The 25,020-nt window shown below is 72.9% G+C and carries 22 protein-coding genes; 9 read left to right on the plus strand and 13 right to left on the minus strand.

Translation table 11 applies throughout. From position 1 onward, the window contains the following. Window positions 1-81: 81 nt before the first annotated feature. Window positions 82-468: an MGMT family protein gene (locus ACF07S_RS01080; RefSeq protein WP_391961420.1), complete on the minus strand. Its 387-nt coding sequence runs from the start codon at window positions 466-468 to the stop codon at window positions 82-84. 186 nt (window positions 469-654) lie between these two features. On the opposite strand from ACF07S_RS01080, the gene ACF07S_RS01085 reads away from it, so the two are divergent. Beyond that, window positions 655-3,357: a YbhN family protein gene (locus tag ACF07S_RS01085; RefSeq protein WP_391973149.1), complete on the plus strand. Its 2,703-nt coding sequence runs from the start codon at window positions 655-657 to the stop codon at window positions 3,355-3,357. A gap of 468 nt (window positions 3,358-3,825) precedes the next feature. Next, window positions 3,826-5,322, plus strand: coding sequence for an alpha/beta hydrolase (locus tag ACF07S_RS01090; RefSeq protein ID WP_391973150.1), 1,497 nt, complete (start codon window positions 3,826-3,828; stop codon window positions 5,320-5,322). A gap of 71 nt (window positions 5,323-5,393) precedes the next feature. On the opposite strand, the gene moeZ is transcribed toward ACF07S_RS01090, so the two are convergent. From moeZ to ACF07S_RS01125, 7 genes are all read right to left on the minus strand, one after another. Further along, complete coding sequence (gene moeZ, locus ACF07S_RS01095) at window positions 5,394-6,572, minus strand: adenylyltransferase/sulfurtransferase MoeZ (protein ID WP_391961423.1); 1,179 nt, start codon at window positions 6,570-6,572, stop codon at window positions 5,394-5,396. A 63-nt stretch (window positions 6,573-6,635) separates the two neighbouring features. Then, on the minus strand, window positions 6,636-7,385 hold the full coding sequence (locus tag ACF07S_RS01100; RefSeq protein ID WP_391961424.1) for a spherulation-specific family 4 protein: 750 nt from the start codon (window positions 7,383-7,385) through the stop codon (window positions 6,636-6,638). Beyond that, window positions 7,373-8,407, minus strand: a complete 1,035-nt coding sequence (locus ACF07S_RS01105; RefSeq protein WP_391961425.1) for an NAD-dependent epimerase/dehydratase — start codon at window positions 8,405-8,407, stop codon at window positions 7,373-7,375. The genes ACF07S_RS01100 and ACF07S_RS01105 overlap by 13 nt, the downstream gene beginning before the upstream one ends. Window positions 8,408-8,473: 66 nt before the next feature. Beyond that, complete coding sequence (locus ACF07S_RS01110; protein ID WP_391973151.1) at window positions 8,474-9,604, minus strand: hypothetical protein; 1,131 nt, start codon at window positions 9,602-9,604, stop codon at window positions 8,474-8,476. Further along, window positions 9,601-11,289, minus strand: coding sequence for a DUF3492 domain-containing protein (locus tag ACF07S_RS01115; protein ID WP_391961427.1), 1,689 nt, complete (start codon window positions 11,287-11,289; stop codon window positions 9,601-9,603). Before ACF07S_RS01115 ends, ACF07S_RS01110 begins: the two co-directional genes overlap by 4 nt. Before the next feature lie 194 nt (window positions 11,290-11,483). Further along, window positions 11,484-13,049, minus strand: a complete 1,566-nt coding sequence (locus tag ACF07S_RS01120) for a DUF3152 domain-containing protein (RefSeq protein WP_391973152.1) — start codon at window positions 13,047-13,049, stop codon at window positions 11,484-11,486. 8 nt (window positions 13,050-13,057) lie between these two features. Beyond that, the gene (locus ACF07S_RS01125; protein ID WP_391973153.1) at window positions 13,058-14,113 is read right to left on the minus strand and encodes an alpha/beta fold hydrolase; all 1,056 of its coding nucleotides are present in this window, start codon (window positions 14,111-14,113) and stop codon (window positions 13,058-13,060) included. Window positions 14,114-14,320: 207 nt separating this feature from the next. On the opposite strand from ACF07S_RS01125, the gene ACF07S_RS01130 reads away from it, so the two are divergent. The 4 genes from ACF07S_RS01130 to ACF07S_RS01145 all read left to right on the plus strand — a co-directional run bounded on the left by ACF07S_RS01130 (window position 14,321) and on the right by ACF07S_RS01145 (window position 16,258). Continuing rightward, a complete protein-coding gene (locus tag ACF07S_RS01130) occupies window positions 14,321-14,548 on the plus strand; it encodes a hypothetical protein (protein WP_391961430.1) in 228 nt (75 codons plus the stop codon). Between the two features lie 198 nt (window positions 14,549-14,746). Further along, entirely contained in the window at window positions 14,747-15,391 is a 645-nt protein-coding gene (locus ACF07S_RS01135; protein WP_391961431.1) for a TetR/AcrR family transcriptional regulator, read from the plus strand. Window positions 15,392-15,541: 150 nt separating this feature from the next. Then, window positions 15,542-15,769 (plus strand): DUF3107 domain-containing protein, encoded by a 228-nt coding sequence (locus ACF07S_RS01140; RefSeq protein ID WP_159535660.1) that lies wholly within the window; start codon window positions 15,542-15,544, stop codon window positions 15,767-15,769. Between the two features lie 219 nt (window positions 15,770-15,988). Then, window positions 15,989-16,258 (plus strand): hypothetical protein, encoded by a 270-nt coding sequence (locus ACF07S_RS01145; protein WP_391961432.1) that lies wholly within the window; start codon window positions 15,989-15,991, stop codon window positions 16,256-16,258. 74 nt (window positions 16,259-16,332) lie between these two features. Here the strand turns inward: ACF07S_RS01145 and ACF07S_RS01150 are convergent, their stop codons facing one another. Then, entirely contained in the window at window positions 16,333-17,088 is a 756-nt protein-coding gene (locus tag ACF07S_RS01150; protein ID WP_391961433.1) for a ferritin-like domain-containing protein, read from the minus strand. A gap of 505 nt (window positions 17,089-17,593) precedes the next feature. On the opposite strand from ACF07S_RS01150, the gene ACF07S_RS01155 reads away from it, so the two are divergent. Further along, window positions 17,594-19,984: a DEAD/DEAH box helicase gene (locus ACF07S_RS01155; protein WP_391973325.1), complete on the plus strand. Its 2,391-nt coding sequence runs from the start codon at window positions 17,594-17,596 to the stop codon at window positions 19,982-19,984. Between the two features lie 76 nt (window positions 19,985-20,060). Continuing rightward, window positions 20,061-20,924 carry an alpha/beta fold hydrolase gene (locus ACF07S_RS01160; protein ID WP_391961434.1) on the plus strand — a complete coding sequence of 288 codons (864 nt, stop codon included), beginning with the start codon at window positions 20,061-20,063 and terminating at the stop codon, window positions 20,922-20,924. A 115-nt stretch (window positions 20,925-21,039) separates the two neighbouring features. On the opposite strand, the gene ACF07S_RS01165 is transcribed toward ACF07S_RS01160, so the two are convergent. Continuing rightward, a complete protein-coding gene (locus tag ACF07S_RS01165) occupies window positions 21,040-21,933 on the minus strand; it encodes an NYN domain-containing protein (protein ID WP_391961435.1) in 894 nt (297 codons plus the stop codon). 204 nt (window positions 21,934-22,137) lie between these two features. On the opposite strand from ACF07S_RS01165, the gene ACF07S_RS01170 reads away from it, so the two are divergent. Next, entirely contained in the window at window positions 22,138-22,314 is a 177-nt protein-coding gene (locus tag ACF07S_RS01170) for a hypothetical protein (protein WP_391973335.1), read from the plus strand. Window positions 22,315-22,417: 103 nt separating this feature from the next. On the opposite strand, the gene ACF07S_RS01175 is transcribed toward ACF07S_RS01170, so the two are convergent. The 3 genes from ACF07S_RS01175 to ACF07S_RS01185 all read right to left on the minus strand — a co-directional run bounded on the left by ACF07S_RS01175 (window position 22,418) and on the right by ACF07S_RS01185 (window position 24,888). Beyond that, window positions 22,418-23,023 carry a MarC family protein gene (locus tag ACF07S_RS01175; protein ID WP_391961436.1) on the minus strand — a complete coding sequence of 202 codons (606 nt, stop codon included), beginning with the start codon at window positions 23,021-23,023 and terminating at the stop codon, window positions 22,418-22,420. Window positions 23,024-23,172: 149 nt separating this feature from the next. Next, window positions 23,173-24,030, minus strand: a complete 858-nt coding sequence (locus ACF07S_RS01180) for a PHP domain-containing protein (protein ID WP_391961437.1) — start codon at window positions 24,028-24,030, stop codon at window positions 23,173-23,175. Window positions 24,031-24,246: 216 nt separating this feature from the next. Further along, window positions 24,247-24,888: a DUF6758 family protein gene (locus ACF07S_RS01185; protein WP_391961438.1), complete on the minus strand. Its 642-nt coding sequence runs from the start codon at window positions 24,886-24,888 to the stop codon at window positions 24,247-24,249. Between the last annotated feature and the right edge of the window lie 132 nt (window positions 24,889-25,020).

Here is a 25,020-nt window from a genome sequence, read left to right on the forward strand (position 1 = left end):
CGTACGTCATGCCGCGGATATGCCTCATGTCCCCCGGAAGCATCACAGGTCACACGGCGGTGTGCGCGATGGCGGAAGCTGTCAGGTGTGACCCCCGGTGTGCCCGCCGCCGTCCCACCGCGCCCGTCTCATGTCGAGGCGCGGCACGTGGCCCCCCGCGGCCCGGCCCGCCTCCTTCAGCGGCGTGCCCTCCGCGCGGTAGTGGCCGAGGGCTCTCGGTTCGTGGCCCGGCAGCAGCACACCGTCCGCGCGGACCACGCGCCACCACGGGACGGCCCCTCCGTACAGGGCCATCACGCGCCCGACCTGCCGGGGCCCGCCCTCCCCCAGCCACTCGGCCACGTCGCCGTACGTCATGACACGCCCCGGGGGGATCAGTTCGGCCACCTCGAGGACCCGCTCGGCGTAGTCCGGCAGGGCGTCGGGGTGCTCGGGGCCGCCGTCGGACGGAAGGCTCTCCTGGCTCATCCGGCCCATCCTGCCCCACCCCACCGACAACGCGGCGTGGTCACGCGCGTGCGCACGGCTCACTCCCGGGGGTCCCTACGGGCCGGCTGCGCCGCCTGCCTTTCTGACCCTGATGCCCCCTGGAGCCGGTACGGCATGCCACCATCATGCGGGCGGTGACTGGTGATACGAGATCGAGAAGAGACGATGAAGCAGCAGGGCGCACACGCCGGGGACACGGAGGGCACCGCTGACGCCTCGTCGCGCCCGGACCCCGTGGACCGCCCGGACACGGCGGATCCCGACACCGCGCACGTCGACGAGGTCGAGGGCGACGAACCGCTGCTGCCCGCGCGCGTGCACCGCCCGTCCGATCTCGTGCGGCTGCTGGTGGGCGTCCTCGCCGTCGTGGTGCTGCTGGCGATCGCCGCGTTCGCCAGCAGCACCACCTCGGGCCTGGAACAGGACATCAACAAGGGCACCGGTCAGGCGCCCGACCTGCTCATCAAGATCGCGGGCCTGGCGTCCAGCATCGCCATCCTCCTGGTGCCGGTCGCCTTCGCCATCGAGCGGCTGATCAAACGGGACGGGCTCCGGATCGCCGACGGCGTGCTCGCCGCCGTCCTCGCGCACGGCGTGACCCTCGCCACGGACCTGTGGGTCGCGCGTGCCGCCCCCGACTCGGTCCAGGACGCGCTCACCCAGCCCTCCCCCGGCGACTTCGCCGCGCTCACCGATCCGGTGCACGGTTATCTCGCCCCGGTCATCGCGTACATGACGGCCGTCGGGATGTCCCGCAGACCCAGATGGCGTGCGGTGCTGTGGGTCGTGCTGCTCCTCGACGCCTTCTCGATGCTGGTCACCGGGTACACGACACCGTTCTCGATCATTCTCACGGTGCTGATCGGCTGGACCGTGGCCTACGGCACCCTCTACGCGGTCGGCTCGCCCAATGTGCGCCCGACCGGCCGCACCCTCATGGCGGGCCTGCGGACCGTCGGATTCCGCCCCGTGACCGCGTCCCGCGTGGAGTCCCCCGACGCCTCCGAGGCCGGGGACCGCGGACGCCGGTACTTCGTCACCCTGGAGGACGGGCCTCCGCTGGACGTGACGGTGGTCGACCGCGAGCAGCAGGCCCAGGGCTTCTTCTACCGCGCGTGGCGCAATCTGGCCCTGCGCGGCTTCGCCACGCGCAGCAGCCTCCAGTCGCTGCGCCAGGCGCTGGAGCAGGAGGCACTGCTGGCCTACGCGGCCATCGCGGCCGGCGCCAACGCACCCAGGCTGATCGCGACCTCCGAACTGGGCCCCGACGCGGTGATGCTGGTCTACGAGCACAGCGGCGGACGCACCCTCGACTCGCTGCCGGACGAGGAGATCACCGACGGCCTGCTGCACGACACGTGGCACCAGGTACGGGCACTGCAGTCCCGCCGCATCGCGCACCGCAGACTGGTGGGCGACGCCATCCTGGTGGATCCCTCCGGCACGGTGATCCTCACCGACCTGCGGGTCGGCGAGATCGCGGCCGGTGAGCTGCTGCTGCGCATGGACGTCTCCCAGCTGCTGGTGACGCTGGGCCTCAGGGTGGGCGCCGAACGGGCGGTGGCCTCCGCGCTGAGCGTCCTCGGGCCCGACGCCGTGGCGGACTGCCTGCCGATGCTCCAGCCCATCGCGCTGAGCCGTTCCACGCGCGCGACGCTGCGGAGGCTGGGCCGGGAACGCGCGGAACGCGAGCGCGAGGCGGTCCTCGACGCCTCCCGGCAGGCCAAACTGCTCCGCGCCGAGCAGGCCGCCGAGGACGCCGACGGACCCGCGCTCGACAAGCCGGACAAGAAGGCCGTACGCGCGGAGCAGCGGGCCGAGAAACGGGCCATCGACGAAGCCGTCGAGGAGGCGCGCGAGGAGGACCTGCTCACCCAGATCCGGCACGAGGTGCTGCGCATCAGGCCGCAGGCCCCGGTCGAACCGGCCCGTCTGGAGCGGGTGCGGCCGCGGACGCTGATCAGTTTCATCGCCGGCGCGATCGGCGCGTACTTCCTGCTGACCCAGCTCACGCACACCAAGTTCGGGCCGCTGATCGCCAACGCCGAGTGGGGCTGGGTGGCCGCGGCCGTGCTGTTCTCGGCGGCCAGCTACTTCGCGGCGGCCATGTCGCTGCTCGGGTTCGTGCCGGAACGGGTGCCGTTCCTGCGCACCGTGACCGCGCAGGTCGCCGGCTCGTTCGTGAAGATCGTCGCCCCGGCGGCGGTGGGCGGGGTCGCGCTGAACACCCGGTTCCTCCAGCGCGCGGGGGTGCGGCCGGGGCTGGCGGTGGCGAGCGTCGGCGCCTCGCAGCTGTTCGGGCTGGGCTCGCACATCGTGCTGCTGCTGTCCTTCGGCTACCTGACCGGCACCGAGAAGACGCCCTCCCTGTCGCCGTCCCGCACGGTCATCGCGGGTCTGCTGACGGTGGCGGTCCTGGTGCTCGTGGTGACCTCGGTGCCGTTCCTGCGGAAATTCGTCGTCACGCGCGTGCGCTCGCTCTTCGCGGGTGTCGTGCCACGCATGCTCGACGTGCTGCAGCGCCCGCAGAAGCTGGTCACCGGCATCGGCGGCATGCTGCTGCTCACCACCTGCTTCGTGATGTGCCTGGACGCCTCGATCCGGGCGTTCGGCGGCGACACGGCCTCGGTCAGCCTCGCCAGTGTCGCGGTCGTCTTCCTCGCGGGCAACGCCCTGGGGTCCGCGGCACCGACCCCGGGCGGTGTGGGCGCGGTCGACGTGACCCTGACGGTCGGCCTGATCGCCGTCGGGCTCCCCCAGGAGGTGGCCGCGCCCGCGGTGCTGCTCTTCCGGCTGCTGACGCTGTGGCTGCCGGTGCTGCCGGGATGGCTGGCCTTCAACCACCTCACGCGCAAGGAAGCGCTGTAGGACGGCACGCGCGGGAGCCGGCGTGCTTACCTCGTACGGCCGGTGCCCGGGGCGCCGGCCCCTCCCCGTCTCCCCTGCCGGACGGTGGCACCCGGACCTGCGCCGCCATGAAGGTGCCCCTGGACCGGGAGGAGCCGCGCGGCGGGCACCGTCGGCCTCGTGCTGATCCCGGGCGGAGTCGAGCGGCCGGGCTGTTCGGCGGCTGCCTCGCGTGGGGGATGCCCGGCTGCACCGGCTGGGCCGTGCCGGGAGCGGCCGACCATCCGGACGTGAGCGCCCCGGGCGCGGCGCCGCTCCCGGTGACCCGACCCGGTGACCCGAGCGGACGCCCGGCTCCGGGCGGTCCTGTGTAGTTGCAGTTCAGAGCGTTGTCCACAGGCAGTCCCGGCGAATCGCGGATCTGCCTACCATGGCCTGACCGCCATCTGCGGCACAGTGCGGACGGCCAGCGAGGGGGGGAATCGGCGCATGACCGGTATCACACGGTGGACGGCCCTGGCGGTCGCCGCCGCGCTTCTGACGGCCGGCTGCAGCGGCGGCTCGTCGGACGACGGCTCCGGGAACGAGGGCAGGAGCGGCGGGGCGGCGCTCGACTGGGGACGCTGCAGGGCCGCCGGGGACGCCCCCGCGCCGGGCGGTGACTGGCAGTGCGCCACGCTGCGGGTGCCGCTGGACTGGTCGGAGCCCGACGGCTCGACCATAGGGCTGGCGTTGATCCGGGCCAAGGCCACGGGCGACGACCGCCTCGGCTCCCTGCTGTTCAACTTCGGCGGCCCCGGTGGCTCGGGGGTGTCCATGATGCCGTCCTACGCCGACACGGTCTCCGAGCTGCGGGAGCGGTACGACCTGGTGAGCTGGGATCCTCGAGGAGTGGCCGCCAGCGGGGGCATCCGCTGCCGCGACGACGAGAGCATGCGGGCCGCCGAGTCGTCGGTGGACGGCACCCCGGACACGCCGGCCGAGGAGCAGGCCTTCCTCCAGGACGCGGCGGACTTCGGCCAGGGCTGCCGGCAGGCGGCCGGGAAGCTGATGGCCCATGTCTCGACCACGGACAGCGCCCGCGACATGGACCGCATCCGCCAGGCCCTCGGCGACGACCGGCTGAACTACTTCGGCATCTCCTACGGCACCGAACTCGGCGGCGTCTACGCCCACCTGTTCCCGAAGAGGGTCGGGCGGATGACGCTCGACGCGGTGGTCGACCCCGGCGCGGACACGGTGGGCCACGCCAGGAACCAGACCCGGGGCTTCCAGACGGCGCTCGACAACTATCTGAAGTCCACCGGCCGGGACCCCGAGCGGGGTTCGCGTGAGATCGCGGAGCTGCTGGAGCGGATCGACGCCGAACCACTGCCGACGTCCTCCTCCGGGCGTGAGCTGACGCAGACCCTGGCGCTGACCGGCATCGTGCTGCCGCTGTACAGCAAGGACGGCTGGCCGGCGCTGACCAGCGCGCTGAAGGCGGCACAGGAGGGGGACGGTTCGGAACTGCTGGCGCTGGCCGACGGCTACAACGAACGTGACTCCTCGGGCCGCTACGGCACCACGACCCACTCACAGCGCGTCATATCGTGCCTGGACGCCAAGCAGCGGCCGACCCCGCAGGAGACGAAGAGGCTGTTGCCGGAGTTCGAGGAGATCTCGCCCGTGTTCGGCTCCTTCCTCGGCTGGGACACGGCCGGCTGGTGCCACGACTGGCCGGTCCCCGGTCAGCACGACACCCCCGAGGTGAGCGCGCCGGGCGCGGCGCCGATCCTGGTCGTGGGCAACACCGGCGACCCGGCGACGCCGTACGAGGGCGCCCGGAGGATGGCGGACGAACTGGGCGAGGGCGTCGGTGTGGTGCTCACCTGGAAGGGCGAGGGCCATGGCGCGTACGGCAGCGGCAGCGACTGCGTCGACTCCACGGTGAACGCCTACCTGCGGGAGGGCACGGTGCCCGAGGACGGCAAGGTCTGCTCGTGACGACGGCGGGGGCCCCGCGCACCCGTGGTGCCCAAAGCCCCCGCCCCGGCTTCCGTGCCGGGCGTCGTCGCTCAGTAGACCGGCTTCTCCGGTTCGATCTGGTTGACCCAGCCGATCACGCCGCCGCCGACGTGGACGGCGTCGGCGAAGCCCGCGGACTTCAGAACCGCGAGGACTTCCGCACTGCGGACACCCGTCTTGCAGTTCAGGACGATCTTCTTGTCCTGCGGCAGGGTCTCCAGGGCACTGCCCATGAGGAACTCGTTCTTGGGAATCAGCCGGGCGCCCGGGATGGACACGATCTCGAACTCGTTCGGCTCGCGGACGTCGATGAGTTCGATGTTCTCGCCGTCCTCGATCCACTCCTTGAGCTGCTTGGGAGTGATCGTGGAGTCGGCGGCCGCCGCCTGGGCCTCCTCGGACACGACACCGCAGAAGGCCTCGTAGTCGATGAGCTCGGTGACGGTCGGGTTCTCGCCGCAGACCGCGCAGTCGGGGTCCTTGCGGACCTTGACCTGGCGATACTGCATCTCCAGGGCGTCGTAGATCATCAGACGGCCGACGAGGGGCTCACCGATGCCGGCGAGCAGCTTGATGGCCTCGTTGACCTGGATGGAGCCGATGGACGCGCACAGCACGCCGAGGACGCCGCCCTCGGCGCAGGAGGGGACCATGCCGGGGGGCGGGGGCTCCGGGTACAGGCAGCGGTAGCAGGGGCCGTGCTCGGACCAGAACACCGAGGCCTGGCCGTCGAAGCGGTAGATCGAGCCCCACACGTACGGCTTGTTCAGCAGGACGCAGGCGTCGTTGACCAGGTAGCGGGTCGCGAAGTTGTCCGTGCCGTCGACGATCAGGTCGTACTGACCGAAGATCTCCATCACGTTGTCGGCCTCGAGCCGCTCCTCGTGAAGGATCACGTTCACGTACGGGTTGATGCCCTTGACGGTGTCACGGGCGGACTCGGCCTTCGGCCTGCCGATGTCGGCCTGGCTGTGGATGATCTGACGCTGCAGGTTCGACTCGTCGACCTCGTCGAACTCCACGATGCCGAGCGTGCCCACACCGGCCGCGGCCATGTACATCAGCGCCGGCGAGCCCAGGCCACCGGCGCCCACACAGAGCACCTTGGCGTTCTTCAGCCGCTTCTGCCCGTCCATGCCCACATCGGGAATGATCAGGTGGCGGGAGTACCTGCGGACCTCGTCTACGGTGAGCGCGGGGGCCGGCTCGACCAGGGGTGGCAGCGACACGGGGACTCCGTTGGTCGGTCGATCACTACGGTTGTTCTCCGCTCAACACTGCCATGGCCTTTTTCATTCCGAGACACCCGTCCCGATACGCGAGACGATGTCGTCCCAGTAACCGGGCAGTGGCTCCCAGCATTCGTCGCGGCCGCCGCGTCCCGTGTGATCGGTGAAGTAGATCGTCGCGGCCCCCTGCCAGCGGGCGATGCGCAGGGCCTCCTCCAGATGCGGCCCGGGAACTCCGTGCACGAAGTGGCAGAAGCGTTCGGGCGGGTGGTCGGCGGTCCACTCCGCCGCCTGCGACCAGCGGTAGTCGTTCCACGGGCCGGAGAAGGTGACCAGCTGGTCGGCGTGTTCGGCGTACTCCGGACAGGGGTGGGTGCCGTGCCCGAGGACGATGTGGGCCTCTTCGTGGACCACCCGGAGCGTGGTGACGGTGCGCCGGACCTCGGGAAGCGCTGCGCGGTCGGCGGGGCAGCGGCCCAGGAGGAAGCCGTCGACCTGGTACCAGTCGAGGAAGCGGTGGGCGTCCGAGACCACCTCGCCGAAGGTACGGAGGCCGTATGCGGTGTCGAGGTGGCCGAGGACGCGGACCCCGGCGTTGCGCAGACGGCCGGCCGACTCCAGGCAGTGCGGGTCGGGCCGGTCGCCGGGGCCGTCGGCCACGTTGAGCACCACCCAGTGCAGCGGGGTGCCGGGGCGGGTGAGTCCGTTCCACTCGGCGCGGGCGATCAGGGGGTGTGCGAAGCCGGGGATGCCGATGCCGGTGCGGACGCCCGTGCTCGCCGTGCCGGGTCTGACCCTGGTCAGATGCGGCATGCCGCCTCCATCCAGATGTCGGCCAGGGACTCCTCGAGATTGATCCGGGGGCGCCAGCCCAGCCGGTCGCGGGCGGTGCGCACATCGGCCTGCTGCCAGCTGCCGCATCCGTCCGGGTACGGGAAGGCGGCCGGGTTCGCCGGGTGGTCGGGGTCGGATCGGGGGTGGCCGATGGTGGGCCGGAGGTGGGAGGACTGACTGGCGTGCGACGCGTGGGTGGTGTGGTGGGAGTACGCCGTGCCGTGGGGCGGGTGGTGCAGGCCGGGCGGGCCGTCCAGTTCGTTGAGGGCGCCGGCGTAGCCGGCCACGCGGGCGAGGGTCGCGGCGGCGTCGCGGAGGCGGACGGCGCGGCCCGAGCCGATGTTGATGACGCCCTGCGCGGCGGAGAGCGAGGCGGCGTGGACGGCGCGGGCCACGTCGCGGACGTCGACGAAGTCCCGTTGGACACCGAGGCCGCCGAGTTTCAGCTCCCCGTCCCCGGACTGCATGGCGCGGCGCATCGCCTCGGCCAGCCGGCCGAGCGGGGAGCCGGCGGGGGTGCCGGGACCGACGGGTGAGAAGACCCGCAGGACCACGGCATCCAGTCCGGAGCCGAGGACCAGCTCGGTGGCGGCGAGCTTGCTGACGCCGTAGGGGCCGCCGGGGCGGGGGACGGCGTCCTCCGCCGTGGAGGAGCCGGGCTGGCTGGGGCCGTACTCCGAGCCGCAGCCGAGTTGCACGAGCCGGGCGCCGCAGCCGCTGCGGCGCAGCGCCTCGCAGACGGTGGCGACGGCGACGGTGTTGTGCCGGGTGAGTTCGCGGGCGCCGCCCCGCGTGGCGCCGGCGCAGTTGACCACGACGCCGGGGTGGACGGCGTCGAGGAAGCGGGTGAGGGCCCCGGGGCTGCCGGTGGCGAGGTCGAAGCGGACGTCGGCGTCGTCGCCGCGGCCCAGGGCGGTGAGCTGGACGGCGGGATCGGCCAGCAGGCGGTCGGCCACGAAGCGGCCGAGGTAGCCGTTGGCTCCGATCAGCAGAACTCTCATCGGGCGGCTCCTTCGGAATGCGGCGGGGCGGGGCGGGTGGTCATGCGGGGTCTCCTTCGGGCGGGGTCACCGTGGTGGCTCCGGTGGGGTGTGGGCCGAGGCCCGGGTGAGTGTGCGGAAGGTGTGGATCAGGAGGATCAGGGCCGCTCCGCCGCAGGTGAGGGCGGGGAGCGCGGCGGCGTCCCAGGCCGTGAGGGTCTCCACGGGCGCGGCCAGCGGGGCGCAGCCGGGGAGGCGGCCCGCGAAGACCGAGGCCAGGGCTGCGGCCTGGGTGGCGGCCGTGATCGTGAGCATCACCTTCGGCGCGTGGGTGAAGCCATGGGCGGTGAGGAGGCGGGCGAGGAAGAGGAGGGCGCCCAGGGTGAGCGTTTCCGCGAGGGCGAAGGGTTCCTCCAGGAGGGCGGACGACGCGGCGAGAAGGGCTGCCAGCGCGGCCAGGTACAGGGCGACCGTGCCGGACAGCAGGGGCCGTACGGAGGCGGCGAAGTCCTCCAGGCCACGGCTCGATCCGAGCCTGCGGCGGGCGCGCGCGGTGAAGAGGTGCGCGGTCCAGGCCGCGGGCGCGCAGGACAGGGTGAGTGCCAGGACGGGGGCGACGGTGAGCGGCCAGTGCCCCTGAAGCGTGCCGTTGGGCAGGCCGTCCGGGCCGCCGCTGATCGCCGCCCCGAGCAGGCCGTCGCCCAGGAGGGCGTAGCCGGTCAGCCACCAGGTCCGGGACGCCGTGGCGGAGCGGGGCGGGACGCTGCCGCGGGTGCCCAGCGGTCCACGGCGCAGGACCGCGCGCAGGGCGAGGGTGACGGCGAGCACGCCGACGGCCGCCGCGTAGAGGCGGGTCCGGCCGCCGGTGTGACGCAGGGCGATCACCGACGCCGCGCACAGGGCGCCGGGCAGAAGGGGGAGGAGGAGGCGGACGGTCCGCCCGGCGCCCCTCCTGGGCGGCGTGGGCTGCGGGGCGGGCCGCGGCGTCTCTCCGTGGCCGGGGGCCCGGGCGTAGAGCTCCTCCGCGAGGGAGAAGACGTCGCGGTGGCGGAAGCGGGCGGCGGTCCGGTCGGTGATGCCGTGGGCCTCCAGGCCCGCTGCGATCTCCAGGGGGTCCACCGCCCGTTCGCACAGGTCGCGGTGGCGGTGCAGCAGTGCCTTGACCGGGTCGGCCGTGCCCGGCCGGGTGCCGCGGTCCAGTTCTCCCGGGTCGGTCATCGGGCCGTCCTCGTCGCGGGAGCGGGGGTGTCCACGGCCCAGCCGGGGACGGTGCGCGGCGGGGGGTCGCTCCAGTGGCCGGGGACGTGGACCTCGGCGGGAGTGGCGAAGGGCAGGGGGTCGCCGGTGTCGTCGAGGAGGAGCCGGTGGACCGGTGCCCGCGCGACGATCTCCAGGTAGATGCCGTGGAACGCCGCGACGTTCTGGTCGACGGTGAACAGTTCGAGTGCGCGGGCCCGCGCCGCGGCACCCAGGCGCGCACGGCGCCCGGGGTCTCGCAGCAGGGAGACGCACGCCTGGGCGAGCGCCCGCGGATTGCGCGGCGGTACGACGAGACCGGTGCCGCCGACGGCCTCCACGACCGCGCCGACGTCCGTGGAGACCGTCGCCCGACCGCAGAACATCGCCTCGACCAGGCCGACCGGGAACCCCTCGACGACGCTGGAGAGAACGGTCACGGCGCCGCACGCGTGGGCGTCCGCGGAGGTCGGCACGTCCGGACCGCCGAGTTCCTCGAAGGACACGGGGTTGTCGCCGACGGCGTGCGGGCCCTCGGCCTCGTCCGGGAAGAGGTGGGCGGCCAGGGCCGTGCAGTGGCCGAGGTAGGCGGCGCCCTCGGGGCCGGAGGGGGAGCCGACGATCCGCAGGCGGGTCTTCGGCTCCTCCTTGCGGATCTCGGCGAAGGCGTGCAGCAGCGAGACCAGGTCCTTGGCGGGCTCCACCCGGCCGACCCAGACCAGGGTGTGCGGGTCGGTCCGCTCCGGGGACTCGCCCACCTCCGCGAAGGGCTCGGCGTCCATGCCGGGGTACACGGTGCGGAGCTTCGCCCGGTCGGCGCCGCAGCGCTCCTGCCAGCGGCGGGCGTGTGTGTTGCCCGCCGTGACGAACGCGGCCCGGCGGTAGACCTCGGCGGCGAGCCTGCCCTGGAAGGCGGCGAGCAGGGAGCGGACCGCGGGCGAGGAGTCCGGGCGGGTGAGGTAGTGCGTCCGCAGGCGCACGCCGTATTCGGTGACCAGCAGCGGGATGCCGAAGAAGTGGTGGGCGAGCAGACCCGGGAGCGCCGTCACCCCGCCCGCGGCGGCGTGGCACAGGTCGACCGCGCCGAGCCCGTCCTCCTCGTACCAGTCGAGCGAGAGGGGGCGCAGGGCGCGCTCGAGGTACGCGGCGACGGCCAGCAGGTCCGGTACACGCGCTTCGCGCGCGGTGCGCGGCGCGCCGTGCGCCCTGCAGGCGCGCTCCAGGGCGCGTACGGCGATGTCCGAGCGGAGGGCGGAGGGCAGTCCGCCTTCGTCGCGGGCGAGTTCGGCGAGGCCGTGCAGAGCGGTGGCGAAACGGTCCGCCTCAGGGGCCGCGTCGGGCGTCGCGGGCTCGGGGCGGGGGGCGAGGGGGGCCGCCGCGGCGCAGAGGACGGCGGCCAGTTCGCCGTAGTGCTCCGAGAAGCGCCGGCGTGCGCGGCGGCCGTACACCACCCCGTCGTCCTCGGCCGTCCACAGCGGCGCGGTACGCACCCTGCCTACCTGCGGCGGCAGCGGGACCCAGCCCGCTTCCTCCTGGACAGCGCTGCCGCTGAACGCGTAGACGTCGAACTCGTGTCGGCCGAGTCCGCGCACCAGGCGGTCGCACCAGAGCCCGCCTTCACCGCCCACATACGGATAACCACGCTCCGTAAGCAGTCCGATGCGCATGTGTGCACCCTCGATCTCCCGTACGGGGAGCCGCCGTTGATCCGGCGACTCGCAGCGGGACGAACGTATGCGGACAAGGCGGTGGCGCGACGGACGGTTGTCCATCACGCCACCAGAAGGGGTGAACGGGCGTAACTTTCCCGCGCGGGACGCGTTCCGTCGCGCCAGGCGATCAGGGCGCGATCAGCCGGTGATCAGCTTTTCGGGTAGGGCCACGGGTTGGGGCGGCAGCTGATCCCGTCGTGCTCGAGGAACTTGGTCTGCTGCTGCATGACCGGGGCCAGGTCGCCGTCCTTGTCGCAGGTGACGTGGCCGTAGCCCAGGCGGTGGCCGATCTCGTGGTTGATCAGCATCTGGCGGTAGGCGTGCATCTTCCCGCCGTACGTCTCCGCCCCCTGCGCCCACCGGTACGCGTTGATCATCACACGTTCGGTGGCCGCGGAGTCGCAGGAGACGTTGTCCACCGTGGTGTCCAGGCCGGACCTGGCGCACCATTCGGCGGTCGTCTCGGGACCGGCGAGGGTGATCACGAAATCCGCCTGCCCGGAGTGGATGCGTTCGAAGGCGCGGGCGCCGTTGTGCGCCCAGCTGCGATCGTCGTTGAGCGTCTTCTGCACCGCTTCGGCGAAGAGTTCGCCGTCCAGGCCGAGCCCCCGCTCCACGTCCACGCGGTAGGTGATCTTCTGACCCGCGCCCGGTGCCTTGTCGATGCCGGGAATCGCGTCGAACTCCCCCGTGCCTCCGCTCGAGGCACTGACCGGGTACCTCTTGTCCATCTTCTGCTCGTACGTCAGCGGCTCGGCGGCGGGAGCCGAGGGGGTCTCCCGGTCGTCCCCGCGCGAGGCGGAGTCCCGGACGTCGCGCGCCGGGTCGCCGGCGGACTGCGCCCGTACGCCGGTGCCGCCGCGCTCGCCGGCGGCCTGGCCGGCCACGACGACGATCAGCACCGTGGTGACGGCGGCGGCCGCGACCCCGGTGAACGCGCGCCCCTTGCCGCCCTTGGCCGGCGCGGGCTCTCCGGCCGGCGGGGCCTTGTCGCCGCCGGGACCGGGGCCGGAGGGGATGCCGGTGACCGGAGCGGCGTTCCGTTCGATGACGGCGGCGCAGGGATCCCCGGAGCGCGCGGCGGCGGGCCGGCGCGGGGTGAAGAGGTCGTCCTCCTCGCCGAAGGCGTCGAGGTAGTCCTGGCGGGGCCCCTCCGAAGGGGCCCGCCGCTGCCGCGGGAGCGGCACGCCCTGTCCGGCGGGCGGCATGCCGTGCCCGGCCCCGGACCCGGCCGCTGTCCGGCCCTGCGACGTCCCCCAGCCGCCCCCTGGTTCCCGCTGCTCGGGATGTCCCCCCCGGGCGCGCGGGACACCGTGCGCGGGGGTCCCGTCGGGAAGCCGGGGCACCCCGTGCGCGGGGGTGCCGTCCGGCGTACGCGGCACCCCGTGCGCCGGGGTCCCGTCCGGAAGCCGGGGGAAGCCGTGCGCCGGTGTGCCGTCCGGCATGCGCGGGACGCCACCTGCCGGCGCTGCCCCCGCAAGCCATCCGTCCGGAAGGCGCGGCACCCCGTCGGCGGGGGTTCCGGGCCGCTGGGCTCCGTATGCCGGCGTTCCGTGCGGCGGCGTTCCGTGCGGTCCGTCGTCCCGGCCGGCACCCGGCCGGTCGTCCCGGCCATCGCCCCGTCGGCCCTCGCGGCCGGCCCGGCCGCCCCGCGCCGCGGTGGTGTCCGCGGTGTCGCCCTTCGGTGCGGGTCCGCGACGGCTGTGGCGTCCCACGTCGCGCCTCAGCCCCTCATGCTCTCGACGGTGGTCCCCCCACCGGTGTCGGCGGGCGGCCCCGGGGCGTCCTGCGCACCCGGCTCCCCAGTATCCCCCTCGTCCACCGAATCCGTTGCGTCCGCGAGGAGTTCACGGAAGGCGAGGGCCACGGTCTCGGGATACTCCATCATCGCCACGTGCCCCGCGTCCGGGAGCGTCACCAGCCTCGAGTTCCGGAACGCGCGTGCCGACCGCTGCGCCATGCGGAAGCCGACGAGCTGGTCCCGGCCGCCGTAGACGAGCAGGGTCGGCGCGAGCACCCGCTCGGCCTGACGCCACAGTCCCTGCTGGCCACCGAGCATGTACGCGCTGACGAGCCCCCGCGCGGAGCGTGCCATCGCGTCCCAGAAATACGGCAGCCGCAGCCGCCGCTCCATCTCCTGCACGGCGTGCCCGAACGCTTCCGGCGTCACCCGCGCGGGGTCCCCGTAGCAGAGGTCCGTCACGCCCCGGACCCGCTGTTCCGCCGTCCACTCCCGGGTGATCCGGTTGAACAGCGGCACGATCCCGGGCAGCGCCAGCAGCCCCGTCGGGACGGCGGTGCGCTGCACCCGCAGTTCGGGCAGGGCCGGCGACACGAGCGTGAGGGTGCGGACGAGGTCGGGGCGTACGGCGGCGACCCGGGTCGCGATCGCGCCACCGAGCGAGTTCCCGAGCAGGTGCACCGGGCCGCGGTCGGCGGCCTCGAGATAACGGATCACCGCGCGTGCGTGCGCGGTGATGGAGTAGTCGCCGTCGTCCGGGGGCGGGGAGTCGCCGAAGCCGGGCAGGTCCACGGCCTCACTGGAGACGACGTCGTCCAGCAGCGCCATGAGCGCCGACCAGTTCAGCGAGGAGCCGCCGAGTCCGTGGATGTGGAGCGCGGGCGGCAGTCCCTCCCGCGCGGGTGGTCTCGACCGCACCGACAGGGTGATCCCGGGCAGTTCCACCGACCTGAGCCGCTCGCCCTCCGCCACCCTGACGGCCACGGCCCCGGGAAGCGCGGTTGCGGGCGGCACGGACGGCAGCTCGGTCGAAGACATGCGGCAATGTTACGAGACGATCACGCACTGGCTCATGTGTTCGCCATCACACGGGCATCGGTTTCCGCACCTCCCGGGTGCGCGCGCCGTCACGTCCCGGTCGCGGATCGCATAGCGTCCGGATCGGGTGTCTCCTAGGCTCGTACAGAGGGCACCCGGATGTGGCCCCTGTATTCATCAGGGACGTGCGTAGGAAGGGAGCCCAGCATGGCCGTGGATCCGACCGACCCCGAGACGTTCGCGGAGGACGAGGACGTTCGCGAGGACCAGGAGTTCGACGTCGAGGCGCCCGAGGGCGACGCCGCCGAGCAGCACACCGAGGTGAAGCCGGACCGCGACGACCCGCTGACCGGTATCGACCCCGACCGCGCCAACGAGGCGGACCTGGTGGAACAGACCCGGGTCGTCTCCCTCGACGAGGACGACTACCGGTGACGAACCCTTCGGCGGGGACGGCACCGAGCAGCGAGGGGGACGATTTTTGCCCGCTCTGAAACCTTTTGAAACCGACCGTTCCGCTTTCACCCCCGTCCGGTCCGTGAAATTCTGCGTCCTCACCGCGCACACCGCGGTTACCGAAAAGTACGATGGCGGCGCGGCTCACACCGCACGTGGACGACATTGGGAGGCGGCGTGACAGCCATCGAGCAGACAGAGGCGGTACGCCCGAAGGGCACTCGCCTGCCGCGCCGAGCCCGACGGAACCAGTTGCTGGGCGCCGCCCAGGAAGTCTTCGTCGCGCAGGGATACCACGCGGCCGCGATGGACGACATCGCCGAGCGCGCCGGCGTCAGCAAGCCGGTGCTCTACCAGCACTTCCCCGGCAAGCTCGATCTCTATCTCGCGCTGCTGGACCAGCACTGCGAGGCACTGATCCAGTCGGTGCGCCACGCGCTGGCGTCGACGACGGACAACAAGCAGCGCGTCCGGGCGACCATGGACGCCTACTTCGCGTACGTCGAGGACGACGGCGGGGCGTTCCGCCTGGTCTTCGAGTCGGACCTGACGAACGAGCCCGCCGTGCGCGAGCGCGTCGACAAGGTGACCACCGAGTGCGCGGAGGCGATCTGCGACGTGATCGCCGAGGACACCGGGCTGTCGCGGGCGGAGTCGATGCTGCTCGCCTCGGGGCTCGGCGGACTCGCGCAGGTGGTGGCGCGGTCCTGGCTGCACAGCGACCGCAGCGTGGCACGCGACCAGGCGGTGCAGTTGCTGGCCTCGCTGGCCTGGCGGGGCATCGCCGGGTTCCCGCTGCACGGCAACGAACAGCACCACTGAGCATGCGGCGGGTGCCGGCAGCCGCTTGTTCCCGCCGGCTGTTCGCTCCTGGCGTTGCCGGGCGCACGGTGCACGTCCCCTCACCGGGCTAATGTGTGCTGGTACGGCGCGAAAGGTCGCGCATTCACTGACCGTCGGAGGGACATAGCCGTGGAGGTCAAGATCGGCGTGCAGCACGCGCCCCGCGAGATCGTTCTGGAGAGCGGTCAGAGCGCCGAGGAGGTCGAGCGCGTGGTGGCCGAGGCGCTGGCCGGGAAGTCTCAGCTGCTGAGCCTCGTGGACGAGCACGGCCGCAAGGTCCTGGTCCCCGCCGACCGTCTCGCGTACGTCGAGATCGGCGAGCCGGCCCCGCGCAAGGTGGGATTCGGCGCGCTGTAGGCGACGACCGGCAGTCACGGGAGGGCCCGGCGGTGCAGAACCGCCGGGCCCTCCCGCGTTCCGGGCCGTGCGCGGATGTCCGTCCCGCCGTGCCGTCCGTGAATTCCACTCACGGACGGAGCACAAGTGCTTCACAGAGAAGGATTGGATTCCGCAGGTCAGGGGTAAACCGGGCTACAACCGATACGAGCGGGCCGGCCATGTGGGAGGGACCCCGACATGCTCTTGGAAGCGTTCAGCTCCGCCATCCTCGGCCTGGCTCTGGCGTGGGCGGCCTGCCACCGCCTGCCGCACCGTCTTCCCGCCCGCGCCCTGGTGCTGCCGACCGGTGTGGCCGGAGCGCTCTTCGGCGCCTTCGTCATGAACAGCGCGCTGGACGCCGGCAATCTGCTGACGATCTTGCTCGGCGCGGTGATCGTGTCCGTGGCGTCCCTGTCCCTGCTGCTGCGCCCGGCGGCAGGACTGCGCCGCCGGTCGGCGACCGCCTGACCGACCGCCCGACCGCCCGACCGCTTGACCGCCCGCCGATGGCTGCGCCGGGGGTGACCAGGCCCGGCGCGCCCTCAGGCCGCCAGGCCCAGTGCCGCCATCCGCTTGGTGTGCGCCTCGGTGATGCGGGAGAACATCTTGCCCACCTCAGCGAGGTCGAACCCGTCCGCGACGCCCCCCACCAGCATCGTCGACAGCGCGTCCCGGTCGGCGACCACCCGCTGGGACTGCGACAGCGCCTCGCCCATCAGCCGGCGTGCCCACAGCGCGAGCCGCCCGCCCACGCGCGGGTCCGCGTCGATCGCCGCGCGCACCTTCTCCACGGCGAAGCCGCCGTGGCCCGTGTCGTCGAGCACGGCCAGCACCAGGGCGCGGGTGTCGGAGTCCAGACGGGCCGCGACCTCCCGGTAGAAGTCGCTGGCGATGGAATCGCCGACATACGCCTTGACCAGCCCTTCCAACCAGTCGGAGGGCGCCGTCTGCTTGTGGAAGCCGTCGTAGGCGGCGACGAACGGCTCCATGGCGTGCGTCGGCTCCTCGCCGATCCCGGCGAGCCGGTCGCGCAGCCGCTCGAAGTGGTGGAACTCGGCCGAGGCCATCTTCGCCAGCGCCGCCTTGTCCGCCAGCGTGGGCGCCAGCTTGGCGTCCTCGGCGAGCCGCTCGAACGCCGCCAACTCCCCGTAGGCGAGCGCGCCGAGCAGATCCACGACAGCGGCGCGGTACTGGGGTTCGGCGGAGGCGGCCGTCCAGTCCATGGCGGCGACGCCGGTGTGTCCGGGGGTGGTCTCGGGACTGTCCGCGGCGTTGTCAGGCTTGTCAGAGCTCGTCATGAAGCGCACAATAGCCCGCTTGCCACATGCCGGAAGGCCCCGGCGAATCAGTGTGACGACGACTACGTGGCCAAATCGGCCATGGCGTGTGCGCGAATCCAGGGTATGGTGGTAATGCGCCTGCTGAGAACTCTCACGTACTCGACAGGCCGCATGCATGAGGATGCCCGGTCGGTGGCCCGATCGGCTCCGACCCGACAGCCCTCCTTGCCGTACGCCACGCTGCGCACGGATCCGGAGGGGGACCCTCAGCGGTACGAGCGCTGGGCCTGATCCGGTGGACAGGCCCTTGAGCGTCGGCAGTGGTCCCGTGCCCTACGGCACCGCCCGTAAGGCAGCCGACGTCCCCCGGCACGGTCCCTACACGACCCCCGCGCTCGCCTCGCACCGCGCACACAGAAGAGGCAGCACCCTGACTACGACGTTCCGAGAGCTCGGGATCCTCCCCGAGACCGCCGAGGCCCTGGAGGCCGTCGGCATCATCACCGCCTTCCCCATCCAGGAGATGACGCTTCCCGTGGCCCTGTCGGGCAAGGACGTCATCGGCCAGGCCAAGACCGGCACCGGCAAGACGCTCGGCTTCGGCCTGCCGCTCCTCGATCGCGTCACCGTCCCCGCCGACGTGGAGGCGGGCCGCGCGAAGCCCGAGGACCTCACCGACACCCCGCAGGCGCTCGTCGTCGTTCCCACGCGCGAGCTGTGCACGCAGGTCACCAACGACCTGCTGCTCGCCGGCAAGGTACGCAATGTGCGCGTCACCGCGATCTACGGCGGCCGTGCCTACGAGCCGCAGGTCGAGGCGCTGAAGAAGGGCGTCGACGTGATCGTCGGCACCCCGGGCCGGCTGCTCGACCTCGCCGGGCAGAAGAAGCTGAACCTGAAGCACGTGAAGGCGCTCGTCCTGGACGAGGCCGACGAGATGCTCGACCTGGGCTTCCTGCCCGACGTCGAGAAGATCATCAACCTGCTTCCGGTCAAGCGCCAGACCATGCTGTTCTCGGCGACCATGCCGGGCGCGGTCATCGGACTCGCCCGCCGCTACATGTCGCAGCCCACGCACATCCGCGCCACCGCGCCGGACGACGAGGGCGCGACGGTCGCGAACACCACGCAGTTCGTCTACCGGGCGCACAACATGGACAAGCCCGAGGTGGTCTCGCGGATACTGCAGGCCGACGGCCGGGGCCTGGTCATGGTCTTCTGCCGCACCAAGCGGACGGCCGCCGATCTCGCCGACCAGCTCAAGCAGCGCGGCTTCGCCTCCGGCGCCGTCCACGGCGACCTCGGCCAGGGCGCCCGCGAGCAGGCCCTGCGCGCGTTCCGCAACGGCAAGGTGGACGTGCTGGTCTGCACCGACGTCGCCGCCCGCGGCATCGACGTCGAAGGCGTGACGCACGTCATCAACTACCAGTCCCCCGAGGACGAGAAGACGTACCTGCACCGCATCGGCCGTACGGGCCGCGCGGGCGCGAAGGGTACGGCGATCACGCTGGTCGACTGGGACGACATCCCGCGCTGGCAGCTGATCAACAAGGCGCTCGACCTGGGCTTCGGCGACCCGCCGGAGACGTACTCCACGTCCCCGCACCTGTTCGCGGACCTCGGCATCGCCGAGGGCACCAAGGGTGTCCTGCCGCGCTCGGAGCGCACACGCGCCGGGCTGGACGCGGAGGAGCTGGAGGACCTGGGCGAGCCGGGCGGCCGCGGACCGCGCGGACGCGGTGGCCGGGGCGGGCGCGACGAGTCCCGTCCGGCCGAGCGCGAGACCTCCGCCCGTACGCCGCGACGCCGTCGCCGTACGCGGGGCGGCACCCCGCTGGACGAGGCGGCGCAGCGGCCCGCGAGCCAGGCCGCCGAGAGCGTCGGCGAGGGCACCGGCGAGGCGGAGACCGGCACGGTCACCGCACGCACCCCGCGCCGCCGTCGCCGTACCCGCGGTGGAGCCGCGGCCGGGTCGGCGACGACGGCAGTGGAGCAGGTGGAGCCGTCCGCACCGTCCGAGGCGGTCGTGGACACGGCCGAGGGCACGGCCGCGGACGCCACCGAGGCCCCCGCCCAGCCGCGCCGTCGCCGCACCCGCAGGACGGCCGGGACGGAGGCCGTGGACACGGCCGTCGCCACCCCGTCGGTCGACGAGGCCGCGGCGGCCGTGGTCGCCCCGGTGATCACGGAACCCGAGGCTCCGGCCGCCGAGCCCCGTCGCCGCACCCGCAGGACCGCGGCGAAGACCGAGACGGCGGCCGACACGGCCGGGAACAGCGCCGAGCCGGCGGCCGGCACGGCGGAGAAGAGCGCCGAGCCGGTCGAGGCGGCGGAGACCAAGCCGCGCCGCACGCGGAAGACCGCCGCCGAGAAGGCCGAGGCCGCCGTCGACACCGCCGAGGCCACCGAGGCCACCGAGGCCAAACCGCGCCGCCGCACCCGCAAGACGGCCGAGGCGGACCCGGCGGTCGCCGTCGAGATCCCGGCGCAGACGGCTCAGGAGCCCGAGGCGGCGGAAGCCAAGCCGCGCCGCACGCGGAAGACCGCCGCCAAGAAGGCCGAGGCCGCCGTCGACACCGCCGAGGCCACCGAGGCCAAACCGCGCCGTACCCGCAAGACCGCGGCCACCGCCGCCGTGCAGGAGCCCGGGGCAGCCACCGAGGCCAAGCCCCGCCGCGCCCGCAAGACGGCCGTCGCCGAGGCCGCCGACACCGCGGAGGCCACGCCCCGGCGCCGCACCCGCAAGGCCGCCGAGATTCCGGCGCAGGCCACGCCGGAGCCGGAGGGCGCGGAGGCGAAGCCGCGCCGCACCCGCAAGGCCGCCACGGCCGCGCAGGAGCCGGACGGCACGGCGGAGGCGAAGCCCCGGCGGACCCGGAAGGCGGCAGCCGCCGTGGAGTCCGCGGAAGGCTGACACAGCGAACCGGCGGCCCGGCCCCCACCCGTGGGGGCCGGGCCGCTGGCGTCTGCGCACCCGCTACTCTCGCCCCGTGACCAGCCACTCCTCCCCCGTCCACGCCCGCCGGCTCCGCACCCCCCGCGGGGAGTTCGCCGTCGTGGACGCGCCCCCCGCCGCCGGGGTCCCGGTGAGAGGAACCGCGTTGCTGCTGCCCGGGTACACCGGCAGCAAGGAGGACTTCACGCTGGTGCACGAGCCGCTCGCCGCGCGCGGGTACCGCACGGTAGCCGTGGACGGACGGGGGCAGTACGAGTCGGAGGGGCCCGTCGACGACGAGTGCGCCTACGCGCAGACCGAGTTGGCACGGGACGTGCTCGCGCAGGCCGAGGCGCTCGGTACGTCCGTGCATCTCGTCGGGCACTCGCTCGGCGGCCAGATCGCCCGTGCCGCCGTCATCCTGGACCACTCCCCCTTCCGCTCGCTCACGCTCGTCTCCTCCGGTCCCGCCCGGATCTCCGTCTCCCAGGAACAGCGGGTGCGGCTGCTGCGGGACGCCCTCGCGGTGATGTCGATGGCGGAGTGCTGGGAGGCGATCCTGGCCATGGGCCCACCGGAGGAGGTGGGTGGTCCGGCGCGCGGGATCGGCGACCGGGAGCAGTTGCGGCGCCGCTGGTCGGCTACGAGTCCCGCGCAACTGCTGGCCACGGGAAGGCAGTTGTGCGTGGAGCCGGACAGGGTCGCCGAACTGGCCGCCGTGCCCCTGCCGTTCCACGTCCTGTCCGGCGTGCACGACGACACCTGGCCGGTGGCGGACCTCGACGAGATGGCTCTGCGGCTGGAGGCGCGTCGCACCGTCATCGACGGAGCCGGGCATTCACCGCCCGTCGACCGCCCCGAAGCGACCGCCCGTGCCCTCGCCGACTTCTGGGACGGCCACACCCGGACCCCTGGGTGAGCAACCCCACGGATGGCTCGCTCATCCCGGATCGACAAGGCAGGGAGGACCGACGACAACGCGGTAGCCGCGCGTGCCGGACCCGTCGTCCGCGGCATGACCCGGACGACGGGCCTCAGTACTGCGCCTGCAGATGGTCCCAGAAGCCGTCGCGCAGGGCGCGTCGCAGGTCCGCCTGGCCGCGCAGGGAGTACTGCAGCAGCCCCTCTGCCTCCACCAGCAGATCCTGGTCGACCGAGCCGGGCAGGTAGGGATGACCGGGGAGCAGTTCCACCAGCGTGTCCCGGCCCCGCGCGGCCAGCCACTTCGCGGCGATCTGCGCGCCGACGAACCGGACGTCCTCGCGGGTGGGCCGGCCCGTCGTGGCCTCGTGCGCCTGGGCCGTGCGTCGGGAGACGTACGGCTTGAAGAAGTCCAGGTCGAGGGTGCGCTGGCTGTCCACCTCCCAGAGCAGCGGCTCGGCCTGGTTGCGCCCCTCGGGCGCCTCGATGCCCCAGAGGTGGACCCGGGCGCCGTAGCCCTGTGCCGCCTCGACCGCCGAGACGAGGTCCTCGTCGCCGCCGAGCAGGGCGGCGTCGCTGATGGCGCGGTGCCGGGCCAGTGACTCCAGGTCGCCGCGGATGAGGGAGTCGACGCCCTTCTGCTGGTTGTTGGCGTTGAGGTTGCCGAGGCGGACCTTGACGTCGGGGAGTTCGGCGATGGTCTGCTGCTCGGAGGTGTGGATGCGGCGCCTGGCGCCGTCGTACCAGTAGACCCGCAGCAGCCTGCTGTCCGCGAAGACGGTGCGGGCCCGGTCGATGAGCGCGTCGATGAGTCCCTCGGCGTCGAGGTCGAAGGCCCGGCGGTCCTCCGTCCCGGCCACGAGCCGCCCCGCGGCGGCGTACAGGTAGCCGGCGTCGACGAAGATCGCGTGCGTCGAGGGCGTCTTCGCCACCTCGGCGAGCATGCGCTGGAGCAGCTCGTTCGTGCGATCGATTCGGGCGTGCAGGGCCGCGAGGTCTTCGTTCATCACCTCCATTCTCCTGGTGGTCACGCTACGAACACAACCGGTCCCGATCGGTCCACCGCGAAACACTTACCGATCAGTATTTAGCAGCTCGAAAATTTTCTTTAGCGTAGGGAATGTTTGCATCAGGCGGACCGTTGAACTCTCCATGGAACACGGGCCCCACTGGCCCGTGGGCCGTCCACCCAGTAGTTCTCCTTCAGGAGGATGACCAGACGAAGGGAGAAGCCCTTGCGCTTCCAGATCATGCGACTCGACGACGTCGACGGCGCCCCCGTGGACACCACCGTCGTGGACGCCGCCTCCGTCAACCGCATCGTGCAGCAGGCCGCCGCCATCGGGCAGCGCCTGTGGATCCGCCCGGCAGACGCACCGGCCTCATAACGCGGGACGCCGGCCCCAGGGGCCGGGTCCTCACGCCGTACGCCTCGGAGCCCCCGTACCGCATGGGTACGGGGGCTCCGTGTGTGCCGCGGCGGTGACGGGGTCAGCCGCCCCGGACCACCTGGGTGACGCCGTTGATGATCTGCTGGACGGCGATCGCGGACAGCATCATGCCCGCCAGCCGCGTCACCAGGACCACGCCGCCGTCCTTGATGACCCGGATGATCAGCAGCGAGTACCGCATCACCAGCCACAGCACGACATGGATGGCGAGGATCGCCGACCACACCGAGAGCTGCCCGGTGACGCCGTCGGCCTTCTGCACGGCGAGGATGACCGACACGATGGCACCGGGCCCGGCCAGCAGCGGCATCCCCAGCGGGACCAGCGCGACGTTGACGTCCTTGGTCTGTTTGGGCTCGTCGGTCTTGCCGGTGAGCAGGTCGAGCGCGATCAGCAGGAGCAGCAGCCCGCCCGCGATCATGAGCGCGGGCACCGACACGTGCAGGTAGTCGAGGATCCGGTGGCCGAGCAGTCCGAAGACGGTGATCACGCCACCGGCCACACAGACGGCCTGCAACGCCATCCGCTTCTGCGTCTTGGCGGGCCGGCCGGCGGTGAGGCCGAGGAAGATCGGGGTGATCCCCGGGGGATCCATGATGACGAAGAGGGTCAGGAAGAGGGAGCCGAAGACGGCGATGTCGAGCATGACTGCCTTGCCGAGGAACGAACGGGGGAGCGCGCCGGGGAGGCACAGGGACGCACCGGGGCGGGCGCGCGGCGAAGGGGGCGGTGGGGGAACGGGAGGTGAGGAAGCGGGAGGGGAGGGAGCGGGGCGGGCGCGCAGGAGGCGCGCGCTCAGAATCCGCCGGTCCCCGGCACCGGGAAGGCCCCGGTCGCACGCCGGGTGATCTCGCCGTACACCTCGGGATCCGTGGTGAACTCGCCGAGCACACAGGTCTTCCGGCTGCCGTGGTAGTCGCTCGAGCCGGTCACCAGGAGCCCCAGCTCCTTGGCGAGGCCCCGCAACCGCGCCCGGGTCCCGGGATCGTGGTCCATGTGGTCGACCTCGATGCCGTCGAGGCCGGCCCCGGCCAGCGCGGCGATCGCGGACTCCGGCACGGTCCGGCCCCGCTTGCTCGCGGCGGGGTGCGCGAAGACGGCGACCCCGCCCGCGTTCCTGATCAGCCGCAGGGCCTCGAACGGGTCGGTCTCGTGCTTCTCCACGTACGCCCGGCCGCCGTCGGCCAGCCACTCCTGAGTGAAGGCGTCGCTCACGGTCGGCACGACGCCCAGCTCGACGAGCGCGGTGGCCACGTGCGGGCGCCCCACCGATCCGTCACCGGCGATCCGCGCGACCTGCTCCCAGGTGACCGGCACGCCCAGCGCGTTCAGCCTGTCGATCATGCCGCGGGCCCGCGGCACCCGGTCGTCCCGGACCAGCTCGCGCTCGGCGAGCAGCGCGGGTTCCTCCGGGTCGAAGAGGTAGGCCAGCATGTGCATGCTGATGCCGTCGAACCGGCAGGAGAGTTCGGCACCGGTGACCAGGGTGAGTCCCGCCGGCAGCGCCTCGAGGGCCCCGGTGTGGCCCCGGGTGGTGTCGTGGTCGGTCAGCGCGATGACGTCGAGTCCTGCGGCGGCGGCCTTGCGGACCAGTTCGGCCGGCGTGTCCGTACCGTCGGACGCGGTGGAGTGGGTGTGCAGATCGATGCGCACGACGCGTTACTCCAAGCAGGTGACGGACGAAGGGACGCCTCAGGATAACCGGATTTCCGAACGTCCCTTGTCACACCCGAACCGGCCGTGCACCCCCTACCGATGCCCTGTGGGACGCCCGGGCCGCCCGCGGGGCCGCCCGCACGGACGGCTCAGGTCCCCCGCACGAGGGCCTCGGGGCGCCTGCGCCTCCCCCAGGGCCTACCGCACGGGTGTCTACGCCTCCAGCAGGCGCGGTGACAGGGCCCCGCAGGGCACCAGCTCCACCTCGGCCCCGGCGTCCCGCAGGTCGGCGAGCACCAGCTCGTCGTACATCAGCAGCCCGGACTGCTCGGGCCACACCACCGCCCACAGCCACATCCCGAGCGCCTCGCCCGCGAAGACGGCGCGGTCGTCGGGTGTCTCGGCGACATGCCAGAGCGGTGTCGGGCGGCCGGCGGCCAGTACCTTGGCCTGCGGCGGCTTCTCCACGTCCATGTACGGCCCCGGATCCGGGCCGTCCATGCCCGCGTACCGCGCGCCGAGGCCGACGCCGAGTTCCTCGGCGACCAGGATCAGCTCGCCCATGCCGCCGAGCGGTCCGGGCCCGGTGCACGCGACGGCGGCCGCCCGGCCCCCGTTGCGGTCGTCGCCCGCACTGGCCACGCCCGTGAAGAGCCAGCCGACCGGCAGCGGCCAGGGCATCCACACCGGCACCCGCGTGCGGTGCACGACGACCTCGAGGGCCTCGACGCTCGGCGGTATCACGGGCTGGAGCGGGTGCACGGTGCCGTGCGCGTCGCACTGCCACGCATCCGAGAAGAGGCCGGGAGCCCTGACCCGGCCACCACACTTCGGGCAACTGGGTTCGCCCCTCATGGGATCCCACGGTCCTACCCCCGCCGCGCCACGTCAAGGACGATCACCCGTCCGGACGGAACCGGTCACCGGAAAACCGCACGCGTCCACCACCACCAGCATGCCCGGGCCCTTGCGCGCCCTCGCCAACTC

It is taken from the genome of Streptomyces sp. NPDC016640, assembly GCF_043076215.1.
GTDB lineage: Bacteria > Actinomycetota > Actinomycetes > Streptomycetales > Streptomycetaceae > Streptomyces.

What these genes read in the sequence shown, in the direction of transcription:
- ACF07S_RS01150 (WP_391961433.1), bottom strand. Translation starts at nt 17,088, where the DNA reads ATGACGAGCTCTGACAAGCCTGACAACGCCGCGGACAGTCCCGAGACC.
- ACF07S_RS01185 (WP_391961438.1), bottom strand. Translation starts at nt 24,888, where the DNA reads ATGAGGGGCGAACCCAGTTGCCCGAAGTGTGGTGGCCGGGTCAGGGCT.
- ACF07S_RS01110 (WP_391973151.1), bottom strand. Translation starts at nt 9,604, where the DNA reads ATGACCGACCCGGGAGAACTGGACCGCGGCACCCGGCCGGGCACGGCC.
- ACF07S_RS01105 (WP_391961425.1), bottom strand. Translation starts at nt 8,407, where the DNA reads ATGAGAGTTCTGCTGATCGGAGCCAACGGCTACCTCGGCCGCTTCGTG.
- ACF07S_RS01100 (WP_391961424.1), bottom strand. Translation starts at nt 7,385, where the DNA reads ATGCCGCATCTGACCAGGGTCAGACCCGGCACGGCGAGCACGGGCGTC.
- ACF07S_RS01175 (WP_391961436.1), bottom strand. Translation starts at nt 23,023, where the DNA reads ATGCTCGACATCGCCGTCTTCGGCTCCCTCTTCCTGACCCTCTTCGTC.
- ACF07S_RS01080 (WP_391961420.1), bottom strand. Translation starts at nt 468, where the DNA reads ATGAGCCAGGAGAGCCTTCCGTCCGACGGCGGCCCCGAGCACCCCGAC.
- ACF07S_RS01165 (WP_391961435.1), bottom strand. Translation starts at nt 21,933, where the DNA reads ATGAACGAAGACCTCGCGGCCCTGCACGCCCGAATCGATCGCACGAAC.
- ACF07S_RS01170 (WP_391973335.1), top strand. Translation starts at nt 22,138, where the DNA reads ATGACCAGACGAAGGGAGAAGCCCTTGCGCTTCCAGATCATGCGACTC.
- ACF07S_RS01090 (WP_391973150.1), top strand. Translation starts at nt 3,826, where the DNA reads ATGACCGGTATCACACGGTGGACGGCCCTGGCGGTCGCCGCCGCGCTT.
- ACF07S_RS01145 (WP_391961432.1), top strand. Translation starts at nt 15,989, where the DNA reads ATGCTCTTGGAAGCGTTCAGCTCCGCCATCCTCGGCCTGGCTCTGGCG.
- ACF07S_RS01115 (WP_391961427.1), bottom strand. Translation starts at nt 11,289, where the DNA reads ATGCGCATCGGACTGCTTACGGAGCGTGGTTATCCGTATGTGGGCGGT.
- ACF07S_RS01155 (WP_391973325.1), top strand. Translation starts at nt 17,594, where the DNA reads ATGACGCTTCCCGTGGCCCTGTCGGGCAAGGACGTCATCGGCCAGGCC.
- ACF07S_RS01085 (WP_391973149.1), top strand. Translation starts at nt 655, where the DNA reads ATGAAGCAGCAGGGCGCACACGCCGGGGACACGGAGGGCACCGCTGAC.
- ACF07S_RS01130 (WP_391961430.1), top strand. Translation starts at nt 14,321, where the DNA reads ATGGCCGTGGATCCGACCGACCCCGAGACGTTCGCGGAGGACGAGGAC.
- ACF07S_RS01125 (WP_391973153.1), bottom strand. Translation starts at nt 14,113, where the DNA reads ATGTCTTCGACCGAGCTGCCGTCCGTGCCGCCCGCAACCGCGCTTCCC.